The 18,329-nt window shown below is 50.3% G+C and carries 20 protein-coding genes and 3 pseudogenes; 10 read left to right on the forward strand and 13 right to left on the reverse strand.

All coding sequences use genetic code 11. The features are described 5' to 3' along the window. Window positions 1-123: 123 nt before the first annotated feature. Window positions 124-1,392 (reverse strand): OmpP1/FadL family transporter, encoded by a 1,269-nt coding sequence (locus ACKJSM_RS07600; RefSeq protein ID WP_410237133.1) that lies wholly within the window; start codon window positions 1,390-1,392, stop codon window positions 124-126. A gap of 571 nt (window positions 1,393-1,963) precedes the next feature. On the opposite strand from ACKJSM_RS07600, the gene gltS reads away from it, so the two are divergent. The 5 genes from gltS to ACKJSM_RS07625 all read left to right on the forward strand — a co-directional run bounded on the left by gltS (window position 1,964) and on the right by ACKJSM_RS07625 (window position 8,868). Beyond that, on the forward strand, window positions 1,964-3,163 hold the full coding sequence (gltS, locus tag ACKJSM_RS07605; RefSeq protein WP_410237134.1) for a sodium/glutamate symporter: 1,200 nt from the start codon (window positions 1,964-1,966) through the stop codon (window positions 3,161-3,163). A 560-nt stretch (window positions 3,164-3,723) separates the two neighbouring features. Further along, entirely contained in the window at window positions 3,724-4,266 is a 543-nt protein-coding gene (locus tag ACKJSM_RS07610) for a fimbrial protein (protein ID WP_410237135.1), read from the forward strand. A gap of 105 nt (window positions 4,267-4,371) precedes the next feature. Next, window positions 4,372-5,073 carry a fimbria/pilus periplasmic chaperone gene (locus tag ACKJSM_RS07615; RefSeq protein WP_410237136.1) on the forward strand — a complete coding sequence of 234 codons (702 nt, stop codon included), beginning with the start codon at window positions 4,372-4,374 and terminating at the stop codon, window positions 5,071-5,073. Between the two features lie 33 nt (window positions 5,074-5,106). After that, window positions 5,107-7,692, forward strand: coding sequence for a fimbria/pilus outer membrane usher protein (locus tag ACKJSM_RS07620; protein WP_410237137.1), 2,586 nt, complete (start codon window positions 5,107-5,109; stop codon window positions 7,690-7,692). Window positions 7,693-7,704: 12 nt separating this feature from the next. Then, window positions 7,705-8,868 carry a fimbrial protein gene (locus ACKJSM_RS07625; protein ID WP_410237138.1) on the forward strand — a complete coding sequence of 388 codons (1,164 nt, stop codon included), beginning with the start codon at window positions 7,705-7,707 and terminating at the stop codon, window positions 8,866-8,868. Window positions 8,869-8,982: 114 nt separating this feature from the next. Here the strand turns inward: ACKJSM_RS07625 and ACKJSM_RS07630 are convergent, their stop codons facing one another. Both ACKJSM_RS07630 and ACKJSM_RS07635 read right to left on the reverse strand, forming a co-directional pair. After that, window positions 8,983-9,348 carry a histone-like nucleoid-structuring protein, MvaT/MvaU family gene (locus ACKJSM_RS07630; RefSeq protein WP_410237139.1) on the reverse strand — a complete coding sequence of 122 codons (366 nt, stop codon included), beginning with the start codon at window positions 9,346-9,348 and terminating at the stop codon, window positions 8,983-8,985. A gap of 296 nt (window positions 9,349-9,644) precedes the next feature. Further along, window positions 9,645-10,301, reverse strand: a pseudogene (locus ACKJSM_RS07635) (glutathione S-transferase). Window positions 10,302-10,492: 191 nt separating this feature from the next. Between ACKJSM_RS07635 and ACKJSM_RS07640 the strand changes: the two are divergent. Together ACKJSM_RS07640 and ACKJSM_RS07645 are read left to right on the forward strand one after the other, a co-directional pair. Then, window positions 10,493-11,056, forward strand: coding sequence for a TetR/AcrR family transcriptional regulator (locus ACKJSM_RS07640; protein ID WP_410237140.1), 564 nt, complete (start codon window positions 10,493-10,495; stop codon window positions 11,054-11,056). Window positions 11,057-11,238: 182 nt separating this feature from the next. Further along, entirely contained in the window at window positions 11,239-11,370 is a 132-nt protein-coding gene (locus tag ACKJSM_RS07645; protein ID WP_410237141.1) for a DUF2256 domain-containing protein, read from the forward strand. 43 nt (window positions 11,371-11,413) lie between these two features. On the opposite strand, the gene ACKJSM_RS07650 is transcribed toward ACKJSM_RS07645, so the two are convergent. The 4 genes and pseudogenes from ACKJSM_RS07650 to ACKJSM_RS07665 all read right to left on the reverse strand — a co-directional run bounded on the left by ACKJSM_RS07650 (window position 11,414) and on the right by ACKJSM_RS07665 (window position 13,019). Further along, complete coding sequence (locus ACKJSM_RS07650; RefSeq protein ID WP_410237142.1) at window positions 11,414-11,779, reverse strand: histone-like nucleoid-structuring protein, MvaT/MvaU family; 366 nt, start codon at window positions 11,777-11,779, stop codon at window positions 11,414-11,416. A 105-nt stretch (window positions 11,780-11,884) separates the two neighbouring features. Next, complete coding sequence (locus tag ACKJSM_RS07655; protein ID WP_410237143.1) at window positions 11,885-12,133, reverse strand: type II toxin-antitoxin system PrlF family antitoxin; 249 nt, start codon at window positions 12,131-12,133, stop codon at window positions 11,885-11,887. A gap of 198 nt (window positions 12,134-12,331) precedes the next feature. Then, window positions 12,332-12,664, reverse strand: a pseudogene (locus ACKJSM_RS07660) (DUF4113 domain-containing protein); the annotation flags it as partial. 55 nt (window positions 12,665-12,719) lie between these two features. After that, window positions 12,720-13,019 (reverse strand): hypothetical protein, encoded by a 300-nt coding sequence (locus ACKJSM_RS07665; protein ID WP_410237144.1) that lies wholly within the window; start codon window positions 13,017-13,019, stop codon window positions 12,720-12,722. 152 nt (window positions 13,020-13,171) lie between these two features. Here ACKJSM_RS07665 and ACKJSM_RS07670 point away from each other — a divergent pair, with 152 nt between their 5' ends. After that, a complete protein-coding gene (locus ACKJSM_RS07670; protein WP_410237145.1) occupies window positions 13,172-13,471 on the forward strand; it encodes a hypothetical protein in 300 nt (99 codons plus the stop codon). Window positions 13,472-13,519: 48 nt separating this feature from the next. On the opposite strand, the gene ACKJSM_RS07675 is transcribed toward ACKJSM_RS07670, so the two are convergent. From ACKJSM_RS07675 to ACKJSM_RS07695, 5 genes are all read right to left on the reverse strand, one after another. Further along, complete coding sequence (locus tag ACKJSM_RS07675) at window positions 13,520-14,053, reverse strand: HAD domain-containing protein (protein ID WP_410237146.1); 534 nt, start codon at window positions 14,051-14,053, stop codon at window positions 13,520-13,522. 42 nt (window positions 14,054-14,095) lie between these two features. Then, complete coding sequence (locus tag ACKJSM_RS07680) at window positions 14,096-14,290, reverse strand: hypothetical protein (RefSeq protein WP_410237147.1); 195 nt, start codon at window positions 14,288-14,290, stop codon at window positions 14,096-14,098. 60 nt (window positions 14,291-14,350) lie between these two features. Then, complete coding sequence (locus tag ACKJSM_RS07685) at window positions 14,351-14,914, reverse strand: hypothetical protein (RefSeq protein ID WP_410237148.1); 564 nt, start codon at window positions 14,912-14,914, stop codon at window positions 14,351-14,353. Between the two features lie 77 nt (window positions 14,915-14,991). Next, window positions 14,992-15,396 carry a DUF6957 family protein gene (locus tag ACKJSM_RS07690; protein ID WP_410237149.1) on the reverse strand — a complete coding sequence of 135 codons (405 nt, stop codon included), beginning with the start codon at window positions 15,394-15,396 and terminating at the stop codon, window positions 14,992-14,994. 22 nt (window positions 15,397-15,418) lie between these two features. After that, entirely contained in the window at window positions 15,419-15,739 is a 321-nt protein-coding gene (locus ACKJSM_RS07695) for a hypothetical protein (RefSeq protein WP_410237150.1), read from the reverse strand. Window positions 15,740-15,946: 207 nt separating this feature from the next. Here ACKJSM_RS07695 and ACKJSM_RS07700 point away from each other — a divergent pair, with 207 nt between their 5' ends. Beyond that, window positions 15,947-16,507, forward strand: coding sequence for a helix-turn-helix domain-containing protein (locus ACKJSM_RS07700; RefSeq protein WP_410237151.1), 561 nt, complete (start codon window positions 15,947-15,949; stop codon window positions 16,505-16,507). Between the two features lie 113 nt (window positions 16,508-16,620). Here ACKJSM_RS07700 and ACKJSM_RS07705 read toward each other — a convergent pair. Continuing rightward, window positions 16,621-16,769, reverse strand: a pseudogene (locus tag ACKJSM_RS07705) (ATP-dependent helicase C-terminal domain-containing protein); the annotation flags it as partial. A 519-nt stretch (window positions 16,770-17,288) separates the two neighbouring features. On the opposite strand from ACKJSM_RS07705, the gene ACKJSM_RS07710 reads away from it, so the two are divergent. Further along, window positions 17,289-18,323 (forward strand): glycosaminoglycan attachment site, encoded by a 1,035-nt coding sequence (locus ACKJSM_RS07710; protein WP_410237152.1) that lies wholly within the window; start codon window positions 17,289-17,291, stop codon window positions 18,321-18,323. The last annotated feature ends 6 nt before the right edge of the window (window positions 18,324-18,329 follow it).

Raw genomic sequence — 18,329 nt, forward strand, 5'->3', positions numbered from 1 at the left:
TTTTTCGTGAGCAACCGAAGAGCTATTCAATTTTCCACCCAACAACCAGCCTAAATCATTGCCCCTTAAAAACAGGATAACACCTTAAGCTGGCTATAGAGCTTTATTTTACGATGCAAATTTTCAGAATCGGTAAGTAACACCAGCACCAAATGCATTAGCCCAATTTTCGTATTTAGCGCTGTAGGTCTGACCGTGTCCTTTGTTATTGAGGTGAACGGCCTCTTCTTGCAAGTAGGAGTAGGCAACATCAATCGTCAGGTCATCAGTTGGGCTCCAGCCTGCGCCAACGCTGAAGATCGTACGGTCGCCACTAGGTATTCTTGGGGAGCGATCAGTGTTGTTCACCGGCGACTGATCAAACGAAAGTCCCGTACGTAATACCCACTGCTTATTCAGCTGGTAAGAAGCTCCGATGGCATGCGCCCAGGTGTCGTGCCAGTTTTGTTTCTCAGTGATCTCACCGAACTGGCCAGCCAGCGCGCCTGGCACACCTGAATTCTCAATGGTGATGTCCTTTAGTCGACTCCAATGAGTCCACGTGCTGCCTGCGTAAAGAGTCCATTGATCATTCAGCTCATGAGTGACAGAAAAATCTACGGACTCCGGAGTAGTAACATCCAAAGAAGCGTCGAATTTCTGGTTTTTTCCGAGCCCACCCAAGGCAAAAAGGCTGTAGTCGACCTTGGTATCACCTTCCAGCTTGTAATCAACCTTCGAATGGTATGTCAGACCTACTCGCGTGCTGTCGGTTAACTGGGCCAACACCCCGATATTGAAGCCCAAAGCGATGTCATCGCCCTTTACACGGACACTGCCGTCCGGGGCTGCCTGGGTCAGCGAAAGGTTTGACTCTAACGCACCTTCAATACGGTTGATGGTAGGGCCAAATCCAACGGAGATTCGCTCATTGAACGCATAGGAAACGGTGGGCTGAAAGGTCACGACCTCAACACTGCTTTTCGTCCCGAAGTACCTGCCTGCAAACCCATTTTCATAGTCCGTGACCATGCCAAAAGGTGCATACACTCCGACACCTACCGTCCATTGCTCATCAAGTGGTTTGACGTAGTACCCCATCGGAATACCGATAAGAGGAACCATGTCGCCATCGTTGCTCCCTCCGTTGGGCGAGGAGCTGACATCGCTGATATCGGTATGCGCATTAATCAGAGTTACGCCACCAGTCACCTGTTCACGCTTGAGCCGAGACATGCCTGCTGGGTTGCCATAAACAGTGCTCGCGTCTTGGGCTGCGGAAGAACGCCCTGCGAAGCCAGTGCCCATACCACTAATACTTTGCTCATTAACGGCAAATCCCGAGGCAAAAATAGACGTTGATGCCAATGTAACAGCGAGTCCGACAGTTGTTTTCAGCATGATTCGACTCATTTGCTAAGCCTTTTTTAAATGGATCAAGGAGAATTTATGAAACAATCACGCGGCCTCCAGTCTTTAACTCTAGGGCCCGAACGACAAAACAAAATCGAAACAGTCTGAAACGAATTAATTCGCTGGCTGGAAAAACCTCAAACACCAATTGACCACAAAGGCTAACAAAGACACGACATCATCGTCATAAGACATGTCTCAAAAAAACCTCTACAAACCCACTCGCAAAAAGGAAACCTACCCAAAGTGTTAACCTCCTCTTAATCAAGCCGCGATTTCATTGGAGATCTCTAAACAAAATCCAACACTTCATCCATATTCCGTCATTCACTCCTTCTGCGGACTAAACCCTAGTCACTCCCTACTGCTCAGACAACAATCTATCCTTGCTAAACAAACACAAGACAAATCTCTGGCAAATAACGCATCACATATTCCTTACATAACAATTAGCTTGGCGTGCCAGTGACGGTTGCCTGCATCTAAACTAAAAGGTCGAAGAAGCTCGACCAAATCCGCTGGCGTGACACGGGAGAAGTCCGCCTGGGGGTAAATATCGAGGAACGCCCCTATGCTTCAGCTTGATTTCTATGGAACCCTTGTAGCCGCATCTTTGGTGTTGTTGTTGGGTCGTGGTCTTGTAGCCCGTGTAGGCTTTTTACGCACATATAACATTCCAGAGCCGGTAGCAGGCGGTCTAGTGGTGGCCCTTCTGCTACTGGCTCTGCGCGGCTTTGCGGATATCGAAATTCGATTTGATACATCCCTGCAAGCCCCTTTGATGTTGGCGTTTTTTGCAACCATTGGACTTAGTGCGGACTTCGCCAGTCTTAAAAAAGGCGGACGAGTGCTTGGCATATTCCTGCTTTTAGTCACTGCACTTCTTGTGGTTCAGAACGCGATGGGCATTACTCTAGCGACGGCTCTAGGACTAGATCCGCTGATGGGATTGCTTGCAGGCTCTATAACATTGTCAGGTGGTCACGGCACAGGCGCTGCCTGGGGATCGGTTTTCAGCGAGAAATACGGGCTAGCCTCTGCATCGGAGCTCGCCATCGCGTCAGCGACATTTGGTCTGGTCTTGGGTGGTCTGATTGGTGGGCCAGTCGCTCGCCTACTTATAAAGAATGTGAAGACTCCTGGCATTGGGCAAGGTGAACAACGACTACCAAAAGGATTTGAGCAGCCGAATCAGGAACGCCAGATTACGGCCTTCACCTTCATAGAAACCTTGGCCTTACTGGCGATCAGCTTGCAGGCAGGCACGTTCCTGAGCAGCTACATACAAGGTACATCGTTTGAGTTACCGACCTTCGTCTGCGTCTTGTTCGTAGGTGTGGTATTGCGTAATGGCCTTTCAGCGTTGGGCTGGCACAAAGTATTCGAGCATGAAGTTTCCGTACTAGGGAACGTGAGCTTGTCACTGTTCCTAGCAATAGCGCTGATGTCTCTGAAACTTTGGGATCTGGCGGCGCTTGCACTGCCCATCTTCATTCTGCTGACAGCTCAAACCCTAGTAATGGCGCTTTTTGCTGTCTTCGTGACATTCCGTGTTATGGGGAAAAATTACGACGCCGCCGTGTTGGCTGCTGGACACTGTGGATTTGGACTTGGGGCTACACCTACAGCCATCGCCAATATGCAAGCCGTTACGCAGCGTTACGGGCCATCACAAATGGCATTTTTGGTCGTACCCATGGTGGGAGCGTTCTTCATCGATATAACAAACGCAATCGTCATCAAGCTCTACTTGGCGCTACCGTTTTTGTGAAGGTTTTTGACTCGCTCCGAGTCTATTAATTTTCACTACGAATAATAGTCAGTTTGTTGCTTGAAAAGCTCCACTCCACTTTACCTACACATACAAGGTGCTTACACCAAGATCAACCGCTATAACAATGGGCGCAGGCACCGCGCCCACATTCATTTCCGGATTCCATAACACCTTTAAAGTTGCGCGCACAGTCATATCTGCCGACACAAAATACACACTACGAAATTACAACACTCATTTTAGTTACTATATAACTTCCACTATAGAATTCTCACCCCCCCCTACCAACGCAAACCTAGCGACTCCAACCCACGACCAACGACCAACGACCAACGACCAAGCACCGAAACAATAAGTAACGCAAAAGAGCTTGCTTTGCCGATTTCAATCACACGAAAGCACACAGCATAAAAACAAGACAAGTCTTAAATACCCAGCGATAAATCTCGTCAAAAATAACTTCGCAACCGTGTGCTTTCAGACTACTTCCATGAGCTCACTCCGCAACTAAAAAACCAACAATCGCAACATTTTAAGACTCAACTTTGGAGTTTTCGATGAGCCGTAAATCCCTGTCATTCGCTATACTGCTAGCCGCCACTACTATTCAGGTTGCTAACGCTTCCGATGGAACGATCAATTTCAACGGAGAGTTGGTAACCCAAACCTGCACCATCGCTGTCGATGGTGTCGTTACACCGACCGCTGCAACGGTGACACTCCCAACTGTGTCCACCAGTGTACTTAGCACCTCCGGCGAGGTCGCTGGTCAGACAGGCTTTAACATTCAGTTGAGCGCTTGTACAGGTGCAGCTACTACAGCTGCTGCGTTCTTTGAGGCAGGTGCATCGGTTGATCCAGTTAGTGGAAACTTAAACAATATGACTGGCACTGCCAGTGAAGTACAACTGCAGCTAATCGACGCTGCTAACGGCTCGGCTATCCAGGCAGGTAATACTAATCAGATAACCAATACGACCCGTAACACCCTAGTTGGGGGCGCTGTAAACATGCCCTACGCAGTACAATATTTCGCCACTGCCGCTACAACCCCCGGCACTGTTATCAGCTCTGTAACTTACTCGATTGACTATCAATAATTATATACCACTCGTAGCTGCATACTCTATTAATGAGTATGCAGCCGTGCGGATAAAGAGGTATATATGGGAAGTACGAGGTTATTATGTCGCGCAATATTGTTGATGCTCACAACAGTGGTTTGCACTCAAGCTGTCGCGGGGGTGGTGATCACCGGAACGCGCCTCATATACCCGGCGAACCAGAAAGAAATCACTGTCAAACTCAACAATAATGGATTGAAGCCAGCTCTAATGCAGGCTTGGGTTGATACCGGTGATTTGCATTCGAGTCCTACCAGTTCTAAGGCCCCCTTTGTCTTAACACCGCCTGTCTCGCGAATTGACCCGAACAAGGGTCAAAGCCTGCGCCTTATGTTTACTGGCGCGGCGTTGCCGTCTGATAAAGAATCGGTGTTCTGGCTCAATGTGCTAGAGATCCCGCCTAAGCCTGAAGGCTCAGCAGAACTTAACGTACTGCAAATGGCTTTTCGCTCCCGGATCAAGATTTTTTATCGTCCAGAGGGATTACCGAGCAACGCCGCAGAAGCCCCACCACTTTTGCAATGGACGGTGATCAAGCAAGCACAAAGCTACGCTCTGCAAGCATTTAATCCAACGGCATATCACGTATCACAGGTGGAGCTGACTCTGGTGGCTGGCAACCAACGTTTCGACAGCGAAAACGGCATGGTTGGCCCCGGTGAAACCAAAGTGTTTGCTTTGCCAGGCCTCAAGTCGCTAAGGAGCGACGGCGCTCAAGTCGAGTTCAAGGCCATCAACGACTACGGCGCTCTGATACCAATCAAACAGCAACTCAAGCCTTAATCTTAAAGCGACGTTCTAGCGAACGAGTAACTTATGACGACTATTCACCGTCAGGGCAAATGCCTTCTGACTCGCATTCGCCTTGCCATGAACTCTGTGACGGCGCAGCCCTTCAAGACTCTAGCGTTGCCGCTAGGTGTGCTTGCAAGTCAGTCGGCATGGGCCGAGGAAGTCCAATTCAACGATGTCTTTTTACCAGAAGACTCTCGCACACTCGACCTAACTCAATATGAAAAGGGCAATCCTGTGTTGCCGGGAGAGTATCGAGCAGACGTTGCAGTAAATGGCAGGATGATAAGTCGTCAGGACATTCGGATCAATGCTACTGAGAACGGAAGTAGCCCAGTTGTATGCTTCAGTAAAGGACTACTCCAACTGGTAGGAGTGGACATGTACAAACTATCCCTCCAAGCGACAGCAGAATTGGAGAGTGGCGCGTTGTGCCTAGATATTAGTAAGTTGATTGACGGTGCCACGGCAAAATTTTCTCCGTCCAATCAACAGCTGGAAATTAGCCTTCCACAGATTGCAATGCGTCGCGACGCACGAGGATATGTGAGCCCTGAATTGTGGGATAGTGGTGTAACAGCCGGCACTCTAAGTTACAGCTTCAATGCCAACCATAATAAAACTGATTTCGGCAACTACGACTCGGCTTATCTAGGTCTGAATGCTGGCTTGAATGTTGGCGATTGGCGCTTGCGCCACAACGGCTCGTTGAACTGGCAAAAAGACGTAGGTCAGGATTATCAGACACTCAATACCTATGCCCAGCGCGATGTGACCAGCCTAAAGAGTCAGTTGACGGCGGGTGAGGCCAACACCAGCGGTGAGATTTTCGACACACTTGCGTACCGTGGTGTGCAATTAGGCACGGACGACCGCATGCTGCCCGAATCGAAGCGTGGATATGCACCGGTTATCCGGGGTATCGCTCGAACAGGTGCCAGGGTGGCAGTGCGGCAAGCCGATAACCTGCTTTACGAAACTACCGTAGCGCCGGGTGCATTTGCGATTGATGACCTATACGCCACTGGTTATGGTGGAGATCTTGAGGTAATAGTTTACGAGGCCGATGGAAGTGAACAGCGTTTTATTGTGCCTTACGCCGCTACCGCCCAACTTTTACGCCCTGGTGCATCTCGATTTAGCGTAACGGCGGGTGAAACCCGTAATAACTATATCGACCGACAAGCGCGATTATTCCAAAGCACATACCAGCTTGGACTAACAAATATTTTTACTGGCTACGGTGGTTTTCAGGCTAGCGACGATTACCAGTCTATACTAGGCGGCCTAGCCTTCGGCACACCTATTGGTGCCGTAGCAATGGACTTAACACAAGCTGAAACAAATTTGAAAAGTGGTCAAGCTACCGGTCAGAGCGCACGCTTAAGCTTCAGCAAAAATATACTAAGCACTGGCAGTAACATCGCTGTGGCGGCAACTAGATTTTCCACCCATAACTATCTTGACTTCAGCAATGCGATGCAATTGCTGGATACTGAACGCAATGGCATGGATACCTCTTTTTTTGGTCGCCCTCGCAGTCGTCTATCACTTACCGCTAACCAGCGCTTAGGAGCTTGGGGTCAACTAGCATTTAGTGGATTCACGCAAAACTATTGGAACGAAAAAGGGCGAGACATACAGTACCAACTTAGCTATAACAAACAGATAGGACAAGTCAGCTATGGTCTCAATGCCATACGCAGTCGTATCGGATTGGGAGATATGGATAGCAGTCTGCTATTCACAATGAGTATGCCTTTATCATTCGGCTCTTCAATCAATCAGCCTCAACTATCGATACGAGCTCTACGGGACACAAATGGCATTTACAGCGAACAGGCAACGCTAAGTGGAACTTCTGGTGAAGAACGTCAATATACCTACTCGGTGACAGGCGGCCATGAAGGTACTAGCGATACAAACAACACCACGATAAACGGCCAATACACGGGAAATAAAGCCATTGTAGGAGCGACAGTCAGTCGCGGCGAGAACTATGACAACCTATCTTTAAATGCCAGCGGTAGCATGATAGGACATCAAGGTGGAATCACGTTTACGCCCTATCGGGGTGAAACTATGGCCGTGATCATCGCCCCAGGAGCAGAAGGCGCGAAGGTAGTAGGTTTTCCGAACCTAAAACTCGACGCTAATGGTAATGCGGTTGTCCCATACTTACGACCTTATGAATTGAATGAAGTAGCTATCGATCCTTTGGGCACGTCATTCAATGTCGAATTAACTGAAACCAGCCAACAGGTGGCTCCGCGCGCAGGTGCGGTAGTAGCAATAAAATACGGCACTAACACTGGGCAAGCCTTATTGCTCAACGTTACTCTAGATGGCGGTAGAGCCCTGCCGTTTGGTGCCAGCGTGGTGGATGATCGCGGAGTATCAATAGGAGTCGTGGGCCAAGGGGGTCAACTGTACGCACGTATCAAGGATGACGCTCGCTGGTTATTGATCACTTGGGGCGACAAACCACATGAACAATGCTCATTACGAGTACCACCCGAAAGAAATGACGGCAAGCAATTACGTCAAGTAGATGCGCTCTGTACGTCTATGCTGGATACACACCAATCTCAAACCCCGCGACCAAGTTAGTCGGAGCTTGACATGTATTATTTTTTCGAACGGCTCAGTGACTTTAAAATTTATTCATCAGTAAAGCTATATAGCTTTATCATTTGCAGCCTTGGTCTATTAAATAGCAGCCTAGTCAGTGCCAATAGCTGTCGTTTTGCTGATGATAACCCAGTAGGCAATAGGGGAGTCAGTGTGACAATGCCACTTCTAGGCGGAAATTTGACTGTGGGTCGTGATGTACCTCTCGGTGCCGAGGTTTACAGGCAGACTTTCTACCCTGCCACGGCTATTAGAGTAACCTGTAATAACATTGTAACCGACGCTATTGAAAGGAATTTCTTCACCAGCACTCCCCTGCCATTGAGTAGTTGGTCATCCTCCCCTTATGGAGGGAAAGTCTATGAAAGCGGTGTACCCGGCATTGGGATCGTAATCACTCATGGATCAGACGCCGTACCTTATGATTGGAGCTGGAAAAACTGCACAGGGTTTCCTGGGGCTTGTACAGTCGCCATCACGCCTGGCACCACATCTTTTACATTATTACTCATAAAGATAGGCCCGGTATCCGCAGGAGTCATCAATGGCAGCAACATACCATCAACCGCTAGATACTTGATTTCAGGCAATACTATCGACCCTGTGAGACTTAGTTTCAATGGCAATATCAACATAGTCTCACGCACTTGCTCAACCCCAGATATTTCAGTGCCGATGGGCTCTCACAAACTCAGTGAATTCTCTGGAAAAGATACTTACACACCATGGAAAGACTTCTCTATTTCTCTGAATAATTGCCCGGCCTTTAATGGGTATTTTCGGGCCAGCGGCCCGAACTGGACGAGTAATGGTGAAACAGGCAGCGCTGACAATTTGAATTCACGCAAGAATAACGCACTACAAATACGACTGGATCCTACGACAATTGCGATAAATCCGGCTTTAGGTATACTAAGCTTAACTCCTACAGCACCTGGAGAAAATCCCACTGCAAAAGGTGTAGGCTTACAACTCGCAGACAGTTCAGGCGGGCCATTACCGCTAGCTATCTTGCGGCCCAGTGGTATTACAGCGCGGGCCGATGAAGGTGCCAGTTACAGTATTCCATTGAGAGCTCGTTATATTCAAGTCGAAGATACAATCACTGCAGGCCCTGCAAATGCATCAGCTGTATTCACTATTGACTATCAGTAACCCCTTAAATATTTTATAGTTTACGCCAAACATCACCCCACCAACAGCCATCTAAATAAAATTATAAGCTTTATAAAAAGAGCTAGCCAACTAGCCCTTTAACTAAAAATAGGTTTACTTAGCAAACCAAGACTCAACTGTCGTCGAGCCATGCTCCGTTTTCCACTCCTTAAGAATTTTATGGTTTCCGCCTTTCGTCTCGACGACCTCTCCAGTGTACGGATTTTTGTAAACCTTGACCTGGCGAGGTCGACGGCTACCGGCTTTGGATTCAACCACCGGAGCACGACATCCAGCTTGAGGATCGAGCAAGTTGATCACGTTTGGCAGGCTGTAACCATATTCGGCGAGCAAAGCACGCAGTTTGGTTTCGAACTCGATCTCTTTCTTAAGGCCAGCATCGCTCTTCAGGGCTCCAAGAGCTTGAAGCTGTTCGGCGAGGTGTTTTTCGAGTTGGCGGAATTCGACGAGTTTTGACATGTGAGATCTCGATGTGATTAGTCTTTTCACAACATACCAAATTTACATATTTGGATTAGATGTCAATTCAAGATCTGGACTAAAAAAATATCTAGCAAAATGCACCTGTCTCCCTTCTCTCAAAGCATCCAGATGCATGAGGTCACTCATCAGCCCATCCGCCACCTCGGGAAAGACATACTAATTCGATATAGCGTAGAGAGGGGTCAAAAACACCTGATCTAAAAACGATAAACTATAAAAACAAGTGTATCCGCCACCGATATGGAGATGGCGGATACCGAGTCCGTTAGCTATCAGCTCTTAGGAGCACCTTGGTCAACCAAAGCGCGCCAAGTTTTGTAGCTCGGACGCTCCTGCATTCTTGCATACCAAGCGCGCAACGCTTCACATTCTTCAGGAACTGGCAGTTTCACCAATGACGCGAAGATCATCCCGCCGATGACTGCGATGTCCGCCATCGAAAACTTGTCGCCGGCATAATAGGACTGTTGCTGAAGGAGCTTGTCGAAGTAACGCATGCCTCAGGTCGCTTTTTCTCCCATCTTCGCGCCCCATTCGGCGTTCTGGTAAAGCTCGACCTTTGGCCCAAGTTCCGGCGTTGCGTGGTGGAAATAAACGCTAACCGCGTCGAGGAATTCGATTTCCGCACGCTTGGTCATCATGTGGATCAGACCTTTCTCAACGGGCGTTTCCCCGGTCAGCGTCGGGTTGCCATCCAAGCTATCCAAATATTGGGTGATGGCGGTGCACTCAGCAATCCGTGTTCCATCCTTCAGCTCAAGCATAGGGAGGGTGCCGGAGTAGTTGATCGCCAAAAATTCAGCCTATTTGTGCTCCCCAGTCCAGAGATTCACCGAAACGAACTCAATCTTCGGCAACATGCCTTTTTCGGCAAGTGCGATACGCACTCGTGCTGGGTATGGGCCATCAAACCAGTCATAGATCTTCATTGGAGAGATGGTAGAGACGTCATCGAGTGGTTGTGAAGTAGTCATGAGGTATTACCTGCCTGTCAGTTGGTAGGTTGAGGTTGCACCGGAATTTTCTCGCCGCCAACCCCCTACCTGTCAATTGGCAGGTTAGAGTGAAAGGAGTACGATCAGCGGCACATCCAGTGGGATTCAGTTGAGGAAGGTGTGACGTGAGCGAGAATGCTCGAGAGCGAATCCTGGCAGCGGCTAAATCTGAAGCCCAGTTACACGGTTACGGCGGGATTAACTTCCGCAGCATTGCTGAGGAGGTAGGTATCAAGAATGCGAGCATTTACTACCATTTCCAAAGCAAGGCTGACCTGGGGGCAGCCGTTGCAGAACGGTATTGGCAGGAAACGATGGAGGCGCTCAGTAACCTCCGGCTTTCCCACGCTGACCCGAAGCGGTGTCTGCAGCTCTACCCATCGATTTTCCGCAAGTCCCTAGAGAACAGGAATCGGTTGTGTCTCTCGAGTTTCATGGCCGCCGAGTTCGAAGACCTCCCTGATCAAGTGTCCAAGGAAGTTAGGGCATTCGCAGACGTGAACGTAAAGTGGCTTGCAGACGTTCTTGCTGACGACAAATGGGGTGATGCTGAAAGTTGTGAGCGACGCGCGCTTGCGATCTACACCGCAGTGGCGGGCGCGCAGCTCATAGCTCGAACCAGAGAGAATATCGATCTGTTCGACGATTTGATTTCAAGCTATCAGGAAGCAGGGTTAATTCCCGCTTGAACGCAGTAGTTGTATGAGCTAAGACGTCTCCGTTTCCCTGAAAAGAGCACTCCGAAAGAATTGCTCCTGCTCCAGCGAATATATGGCCTGATCCACCTTCGAATGTGAGACAGGATCGAACCTAAGCCTGCTGGTTTTTTTCATCAGGGACTGCTCATCAAATTAGATGGTGGTGGGTCATTTTGAAAAAGAGCCAGCTTCCAGTCAAAACGTGTGTGACCTGCGGACTTCCCTTTACATGGAGGAAGAAATGGGCACGCTGCTGGAATGAAGTGCGTTACTGCTCGGAGCGTTGCCGGCGCAGCAAAAGCTGACCAAGAAAGGGCCATCACAGGCCCTTTTGTACTCAAACCAAACTTACTTGGTCAGCCAGGACTCAACAGTCGCGGCGCCGTGCTTCGCTTTCCAGTCTTTAAGAGTTTTATGGTTGCCGCCCTTGGTTTCGACTACTTCGCCGGTGTGAGGATTTTTATAGACCTTCAACTGGCGAGGTTTGCGGCTGCCTGCTTTGGATTCGACAGCTGGAGCGCGACGACCTGCTTGTGGATCCAGCAGGTTAATCACGTCTTTCAAGCTATAGCCGTACTTGGCAAGCAGGGCACGGAGCTTGGTTTCGAATTCGATTTCTTGCTTCAGGCCGGCATCGCCTTTCAGGGCTTCTAGAGCCTGGAGTTGCTCGGCTAGATGTTTTTCGAGTTGGCGGAATTCTGCGAGCTTGGACATGGGGGATCTCTGTGTAGGTAGTCCCCTAACGATACACCATAAATAGGAATTTGAATTTAGAGTAAGGGAGCCACATGTATGCGAGTCGAGGTTCGCTGGCCTGATTTATTCGTCCTCCGCCAAGAGTGGCGTATTGAGGTCGACATCCACCTGACCGACTAGCGCAATGATGCGATCGACCAGAAGCAAATCTACGGGCCGAATGTGCTCCGGATGCGCATTCATGTCAGCAGCCAATAGTTCGAGAGTTCTGGTTACGGAGGGGTGAGCTTCCAGTTGTTCAGTAAGCACCGGTGCGGTCTTGCTCTGTACGCGGTTCTCAGAAGTGAGGATAGGGATACGAGGATCATTCATGATCAAATCTTATCTGCTTTCGACGTCGCAGCAACAGCAGGAATTTCCGCCTATCTGGATGACGAAGTGTTGCTCCGATTACAGGGGCTTTTTGAAGTGAAAAATTATGGCTCAGCAATAATTATGGCTGAGCCATAATTTCCAATAATCCTATTTTGCCGATTCCCCCGCCGCCGTCTGTCGATGGCGAAACTCCAATCACCTGCAGTACACCGTCCAAAGCTGATCAACCCGCGTCGTAAAGCTCTGGCTCATCATTTCCCTCCGCATACCCCAATCCGGATTGGTTGGCACACTCGCCAAGCGCAGTGTTCCCCTACCCCATCGCTCATTGATGGAATCCAGCACGCTCATGACTTTCTCAGTGGCGACCGGCTGGGAAATTGAAAACAGGTCATCGGTGTACTCACCTTTTTGGCAAAGGTTGAGCAGGAGTACCTCAGCCTTGCTGTACTTGAATCCTGGTCTGAACACGCGATCAACAGCTTCTACAGCAGCCTTGGTCATCAATCGAACATCGTCAGTTGGATAACTACCAGGTCGACCGAGTAATATGAGGCGCTGCATTCGTCACGACGCGGGGCTGTCAGTCCTCTCCCCAAGGATCGAATTTGTCCCCATACCTAGCGCGTAAGGCGCGGTTGCGCTCGATCCGTCTAATCCACGGATCGTAGTCCTCTGGTAATGCGGCGAGCTTAGCGCTGATGATCATTTGTACCGCTTCATCACGCAGCAACCTGCTGGTCAGCTCGCGGTATTCGCCACGCGTAACCACACCATAAACGGCGTGATTGTCTTTCACGTAGAGATCGGTCATTCCTACTCGCATATGTCCATATTTTTCTACGTCATCGGGGTAAATGTCCTCAAGGCTGAGATGTCCCATATCCAACTCCAGGCTTCAAAGGTGCTATCAAAAACCTGCGCCATCATTGAAGTCGTTCCTTCGCGCCAGCGCCTACAAATCTAGCCAACAGCAAGCCATTAAATGTGCGCATGATAGCCTCGGCACAGCCATAACTGCTCTGAGAATCCGCTATGAACGAACCCGCCGCACGTACTGATTTCAACCCCCTGATCAACGCACCAAAATTTTCGGACGACCCAATCGGGCAGCAGCAGAAGAAACGGTGGCGACTGCTAGCTGAAGACATTTACCAAAGCACCACAATAGAGGCATTGCTCGAAGCGAGAGGCAAAGCAGAAGGCTACATACATGGCCTTGTGGATGCCGGACACCTCTCGACCAAAGACTATGAGCGCGACTACCTAATTCTTTGCATCGCTCATAGACGGCGTGAATTCCTGCACAAATTGCTGAACGAATACGGTTACTGAATCAAATAAACCCCGAGCAGCAATTCCAAAGCGACGCAGATAATGTTCTTACATCCCCATCAAGGCTCTCAACTTGACCCGTAGCTGCTCTTGGGTCAGCGCTGAGCTAAGACCCAGGTCAGGATCAGTGCGAATCAGCCGTCGATCGTGATCCGGCCAGCTTTCGAAAGGGTCATCATCCAGGGCGATCCAATTCGTCAGGCCGGCCCTAGTTACCGCAGCACGGATCTGCTGATAGCGGTTGTGCATGTCGTAGCCCTCAAACGGAGCCCTGGGCATCCTTGAGTGCCATGTACTGCTCACGGTGCGAGCCTGCAACTCTAGCGGTAAGGCAGCGCGTGCACGGCGGTAACCGAGGATGCGCACCCAGCTTGTCGATAAGCTGATTTTGACTGGAGGAAAGTCCTCCAGTATCTCTACCAGGATTCCGGCATGCATCATGAGTTGCCCGGGTGCGCGCAATTCCAAACCACTCTGGGTACGGTAAACGTCGTCCGGGTGCAGCACACCATCAAAATCGAGAAATAGAACTCGATCATTCGGCGTCAGCTGGCTGCTTGTCGGGCAGTACAAATCAACCATAGTAAAGATTTCTCAAAGCCGGCCCTCCTGGAAGTTAACTGCTTACCGTGGAGAGCCCTGCCGTATGCACTCAATCAACTCCATCAAAAGTTCGTCAAGACTCACCAGGCCATCCGCATATCGCTGCATCTCAGCAAGGTGCGTAGAGGAAGGCCTCACACCTTCGAGTGCCTGACAGCCAAGAACCTCCGCTACCGCTTTGCGACGTCGCTCACGCTTAAGCTCATCGTTCTGCACGAGCCACCTCTCCTTCGCTTAGAAAGCCTTCACCAAAGGGAAAGCCAGGCTATCTAGCGTTTACTTAAACGCCTTACTGAAGCGCTGGGAAAGCGTCACAGCATCGATCACTGCCCAGCTCTCCGGGTCATTGCTTTTCACGATCCAATTGATCGCAATCCCCACCATTACCAGCCCTGCCAAGATCCCCTCCCAGAACGCCCAAACGAAGGTCGTCCGAACCAGGTAATCAGGGTCAACGCTTCCGGAAACTAGATGAATCGGATAGGGAGAAAGGAAGCACCCGGCAATGAATGCCAAGATCATCAACGGCACTGCGTAGGCCATCAGCATCACCGGTACCTTGATCTGGTACTGCCTTGCCGCCACCAGCTTGCTGTTCGCGCCCTTCATGGCGTAAATGGTGGCTTTGTTTTCAGTCTTGTCTTTTTTCTTCGTGAAGATGCCGTACAGGGTCACTCGCTCCCCCGCCTCGATCTCCTCAAAAATCTTTCCTGGCAGCAAAACATTCAGCAATACCTGCCCGTCGATAACGATGCGCGCGGTCACAGTCCCCTCCTCGGTGGCAATCACTCGTGGCTTCTCGATCACTCCAGTGACCTGCCGGCAATCAAATCGAATCAAAACGTGCTCCTGCAATTTTTAAAGGCGTAGCCAATCGCACTGCCTGAATGGCAGCGTGGGTGAAAGTGTTGAGTCAGTTACGCTCGAAACGAGAAAACGGTACTCAGTGCTGCTGGCTTCCTTACACCATCACCAAGCAACAGATAGACCGTGCTCTTAGTTTCAAACATGTACGGGTTGTCATGCGAAATTCCAAAATTGGTGCGCACCCAGTGGCCGGGAGAAAAACGTCGGCGACTGTCTAGGACGACCTCATGGGAGTAGACCGCTTTTGGAAGCAGCCCCATTGATGCGAGACGATCCTGCTCCGCTTGTGTGAGCTGGAGATCAGCGATGATCCATTGCTTCACTAGGCAGAAAGGCTTCCCCGGAAAAGTCTCTTCGGCGAGCGCTATTATTTCTTCTTGATCGCCATGCCAACCAAGAACGACTTCCCCACTTCCGTAAAAAAACTGAGCAATCTCATCAAGTGTTACTGACATGGCGCCTCCAGTGTTTGAACCATCATGTGCGTGCACTGGTGTAGATATGGCCCGTTCCGGTGATGAACTCGTAGACGGGGTTTGCCTCGGTGCCAGGCTGAATACGAATTTCAGAGAGAAGCTCCATTGCGTATGACCCCTGCTCGCGCTTTGTAGGTGGAAGGATGAGATGAATGTTCGTCACGATCATGAACTCACCCTGCTCTGCTGCACGCATCATCTGAACGGTTTCCACATCCGTAACTAGGTGAGCAACCGGACTAAAGCCACCATCCTCCAATCCCATTCCCTCGATCAGAAACGAGTACTCGCACCGACTGATATCCATGGATTTCCAGAGCATTCGAATACCGTCGGGAGTTCTAAACTGGCCCTGCAAATTGCTGCTATTGGTTACAAACACTGCGGATAAACCCTATTTCAAACCCTGCCAAGCTCTGAATAAGCTCAGCGTAAGGCAGCCTTCGATTGACCCTGCTCATGCTTCTGGCAACCGGATAGGGATGCTGCCGAAAGGCACGCGATTCCTTGGCGCTATGCATCCTGTTGAATGGCCATCATAAGCAAAAATCCCACCATTAACAATTTAAGATATTTGGTGGGTCGCTGCGAGTATGGCTCTATCCTTCATTTTGAGAAATTGAACGTGAAGGAAGAGCTAGCCGTCACGCTGCGCGCCATCCGGCAAATGAAAGGATTGGGTTATGAGGCCCTGTCGGGAACCATCAGCCAGAGCAACCTTAGCTTGCTCGAACAAGGGAAAATCCAGGCGACGCTACCGACCCTCGTCAAGATCGCCGAAACGCTCGATATCAACCTTCTGACTCTATTGGCGTTGTGCTTGGCGATCCGTGACAAGGAGGCTCCTGAACATTTGATAAAAAATGCGCAAAAAGAGCTTCAAGGCTTCATCGAGTCGGGTGGCCTTAAAATCATGGAGGATCAGATTCAAGACGGCGCATTGAAAAGGCGGTCTCGAGGAACTCGAGCGGATGCTCAGAGGGTCAGTGCCGTTGTTGAACTGAAAAAGCAGGGCCTGACACAAGCCGAAGCTGCGCGTCAGCTAGGGTTGCCCACATCAACGGTTCAGAGATATTGGCAGAAGGACTGATACCTCGAGAACAGGCCTTCCAACTCGCTGCGCTCCATCAACAGCCAACCGGTAAACGTAGCTCTTCAGGCGCAGGAGTTGAATGCGATGCCTAAAAATTTACTGAAGCTTAGCTATCCTCCCCTCGGTTTAGATCGTGCGGTAGCTTCCGCCATCAAAGGGTCGTCAGGCCAAGATTCTTTGGAATATCTGCCTTAAGGCCTTTCTTGACCTCGTCATACGTCGACTTCCAGAAGTTTTTTAAGTCCCGGGTGACTTGGACTTTGGTCAGTTTACGACGCTCTCAGCGAAGTGATGGGAAACCTTAGGGGGTGGCATGCCACCGATCTCCACGACTTGGGCAAGCGTGGCGGGATCAGCGACGAAATCGCACACCACATCGGGCTACTGATCATCATGCATCGACTTGAAGTCTGCGATGATCGCATTGATTACGTCCTTGTGTTAGAGATACCTGACATCTCCGTTTTGACGGGGGCAATCATCGCCTGTTCTCTCGTGCATCGCCAACCAGGTGTCCAAAGGCCCGGAGCGGTTGGTCAGAATTCAGCGGATTCCTCAATCACCCCGGCAAGATCCAAGCCGATCCGAGCATGAGGGCATCCTGCCCAGCCAATGGCCTCTAGCCATAATGGCCGTCATCAAGGACAGCTACCGACGAGGACGAAGCTGGCCGCTCAATGCGCCGATGAGCGCTCAACACACAAGGAAGACTCCATGCTCGATATTGGTAGTGACATCACAATCAATCTTGAAATTGCCATGATGGAGTGCTCGGCGTATGCCCATTGATCTGTTTTCCCCTCAGGTCGCTACCGCCGCGCAGCATCCGATCTTCCAGATGATGACAGCAGCCATCTATAGCCCTGAACGCGCCGTGTTGTCTGAATGGGCCGAGGGCTTCGAAGATCGTGATGGAAAGTTTGTAAAAGAACTTCAAACCACCTTCGAGTCCTCGCTTTGGGAGCTGTATCTGTTCGCGACTCTGAAGGAATGGGGGCTGCCGATTGATCCTCGTCACCATGCGCCCGATTTTGTCGTTGAGGGTGAAGTCCCATTTTGCCTGGAAGCGACGATCGCAAACCCGCCGGCTGGAGGGCAGCCCGCTTACGGCTTCTCCATGGCCCATCCACCGAAAGACTTCACAGACTTCAACATTGAGTCCACCTTGCGGATCTGCAACAGCTTCGATGCGAAGGTCAGGAAATATAGGAACAGCTACTCAAAACTTGGGCACGCTCAAGACAAACCCTTCGTCATAGGCATTGCATCATTCGACAGACCGCACGCGCATTTTGCAGCCGGCCGCCCGATCATGGCCGCACTCTATGGGCTGTATCACGATGAAGCTGCGACCAAATCTGGCGATACACACGTCGCCGCTTACAACGTCACAGCCGCCCCGAAAAATGCCAATACCTACATCGAAGTCGGGTTATTTTGCGATGACTCGTATGCCGAGGTCTCCGCTATCGTCTACAGCAGTCTCGCGACGTGGGGAAAATTAAGGGCATTAGCCGAGAACCCTGATGCCCTCTCCGTGTACTGCACGCTCCACCCCAACCCAGGCAGCCTGCATCCGATCATGCGTTCCGCGATAAAGCGAGACTACAGCGAACATCTGATTGATGGATTGTACGTGCTCCACAACCCCTTCGCTCGGCACCCGCTGCCACCGGGACTGCTGAGCCACCCTCGTTTGTGTGAAGTAAACGTCGCCCCGGATGGAGAGCTCATCATGAACGCCCCAGACGATTTTTTGCTTTTGAGGATGCTTCAAACGGTAAAACTCACTGATGTTCCGGAGCAGGAATAAAGACCG

This window comes from Pseudomonas sp. PHC1 (assembly GCF_046487845.1).
GTDB lineage: Bacteria > Pseudomonadota > Gammaproteobacteria > Pseudomonadales > Pseudomonadaceae > Aquipseudomonas > Aquipseudomonas sputi.

Coding starts and splice junctions, on each gene's coding strand:
- ACKJSM_RS07675 (WP_410237146.1), bottom strand. CDS start 14,053: ATGGTTGATTTGTACTGCCCGACAAGCAGCCAGCTGACGCCGAATGAT.
- ACKJSM_RS07690 (WP_410237149.1), bottom strand. CDS start 15,396: ATGTCAGTAACACTTGATGAGATTGCTCAGTTTTTTTACGGAAGTGGG.
- ACKJSM_RS07710 (WP_410237152.1), top strand. CDS start 17,289: ATGCCCATTGATCTGTTTTCCCCTCAGGTCGCTACCGCCGCGCAGCAT.
- ACKJSM_RS07620 (WP_410237137.1), top strand. CDS start 5,107: ATGACGACTATTCACCGTCAGGGCAAATGCCTTCTGACTCGCATTCGC.
- ACKJSM_RS07695 (WP_410237150.1), bottom strand. CDS start 15,739: ATGCTCTGGAAATCCATGGATATCAGTCGGTGCGAGTACTCGTTTCTG.
- gltS (WP_410237134.1), top strand. CDS start 1,964: ATGCTTCAGCTTGATTTCTATGGAACCCTTGTAGCCGCATCTTTGGTG.
- ACKJSM_RS07625 (WP_410237138.1), top strand. CDS start 7,705: ATGTATTATTTTTTCGAACGGCTCAGTGACTTTAAAATTTATTCATCA.
- ACKJSM_RS07610 (WP_410237135.1), top strand. CDS start 3,724: ATGAGCCGTAAATCCCTGTCATTCGCTATACTGCTAGCCGCCACTACT.
- ACKJSM_RS07670 (WP_410237145.1), top strand. CDS start 13,172: ATGAACGAACCCGCCGCACGTACTGATTTCAACCCCCTGATCAACGCA.
- ACKJSM_RS07630 (WP_410237139.1), bottom strand. CDS start 9,348: ATGTCAAAACTCGTCGAATTCCGCCAACTCGAAAAACACCTCGCCGAA.
- ACKJSM_RS07700 (WP_410237151.1), top strand. CDS start 15,947: ATGGCCATCATAAGCAAAAATCCCACCATTAACAATTTAAGATATTTG.
- ACKJSM_RS07615 (WP_410237136.1), top strand. CDS start 4,372: ATGCTCACAACAGTGGTTTGCACTCAAGCTGTCGCGGGGGTGGTGATC.
- ACKJSM_RS07655 (WP_410237143.1), bottom strand. CDS start 12,133: ATGAATGATCCTCGTATCCCTATCCTCACTTCTGAGAACCGCGTACAG.
- ACKJSM_RS07650 (WP_410237142.1), bottom strand. CDS start 11,779: ATGTCCAAGCTCGCAGAATTCCGCCAACTCGAAAAACATCTAGCCGAG.
- ACKJSM_RS07600 (WP_410237133.1), bottom strand. CDS start 1,392: ATGAGTCGAATCATGCTGAAAACAACTGTCGGACTCGCTGTTACATTG.
- ACKJSM_RS07665 (WP_410237144.1), bottom strand. CDS start 13,019: ATGGGACATCTCAGCCTTGAGGACATTTACCCCGATGACGTAGAAAAA.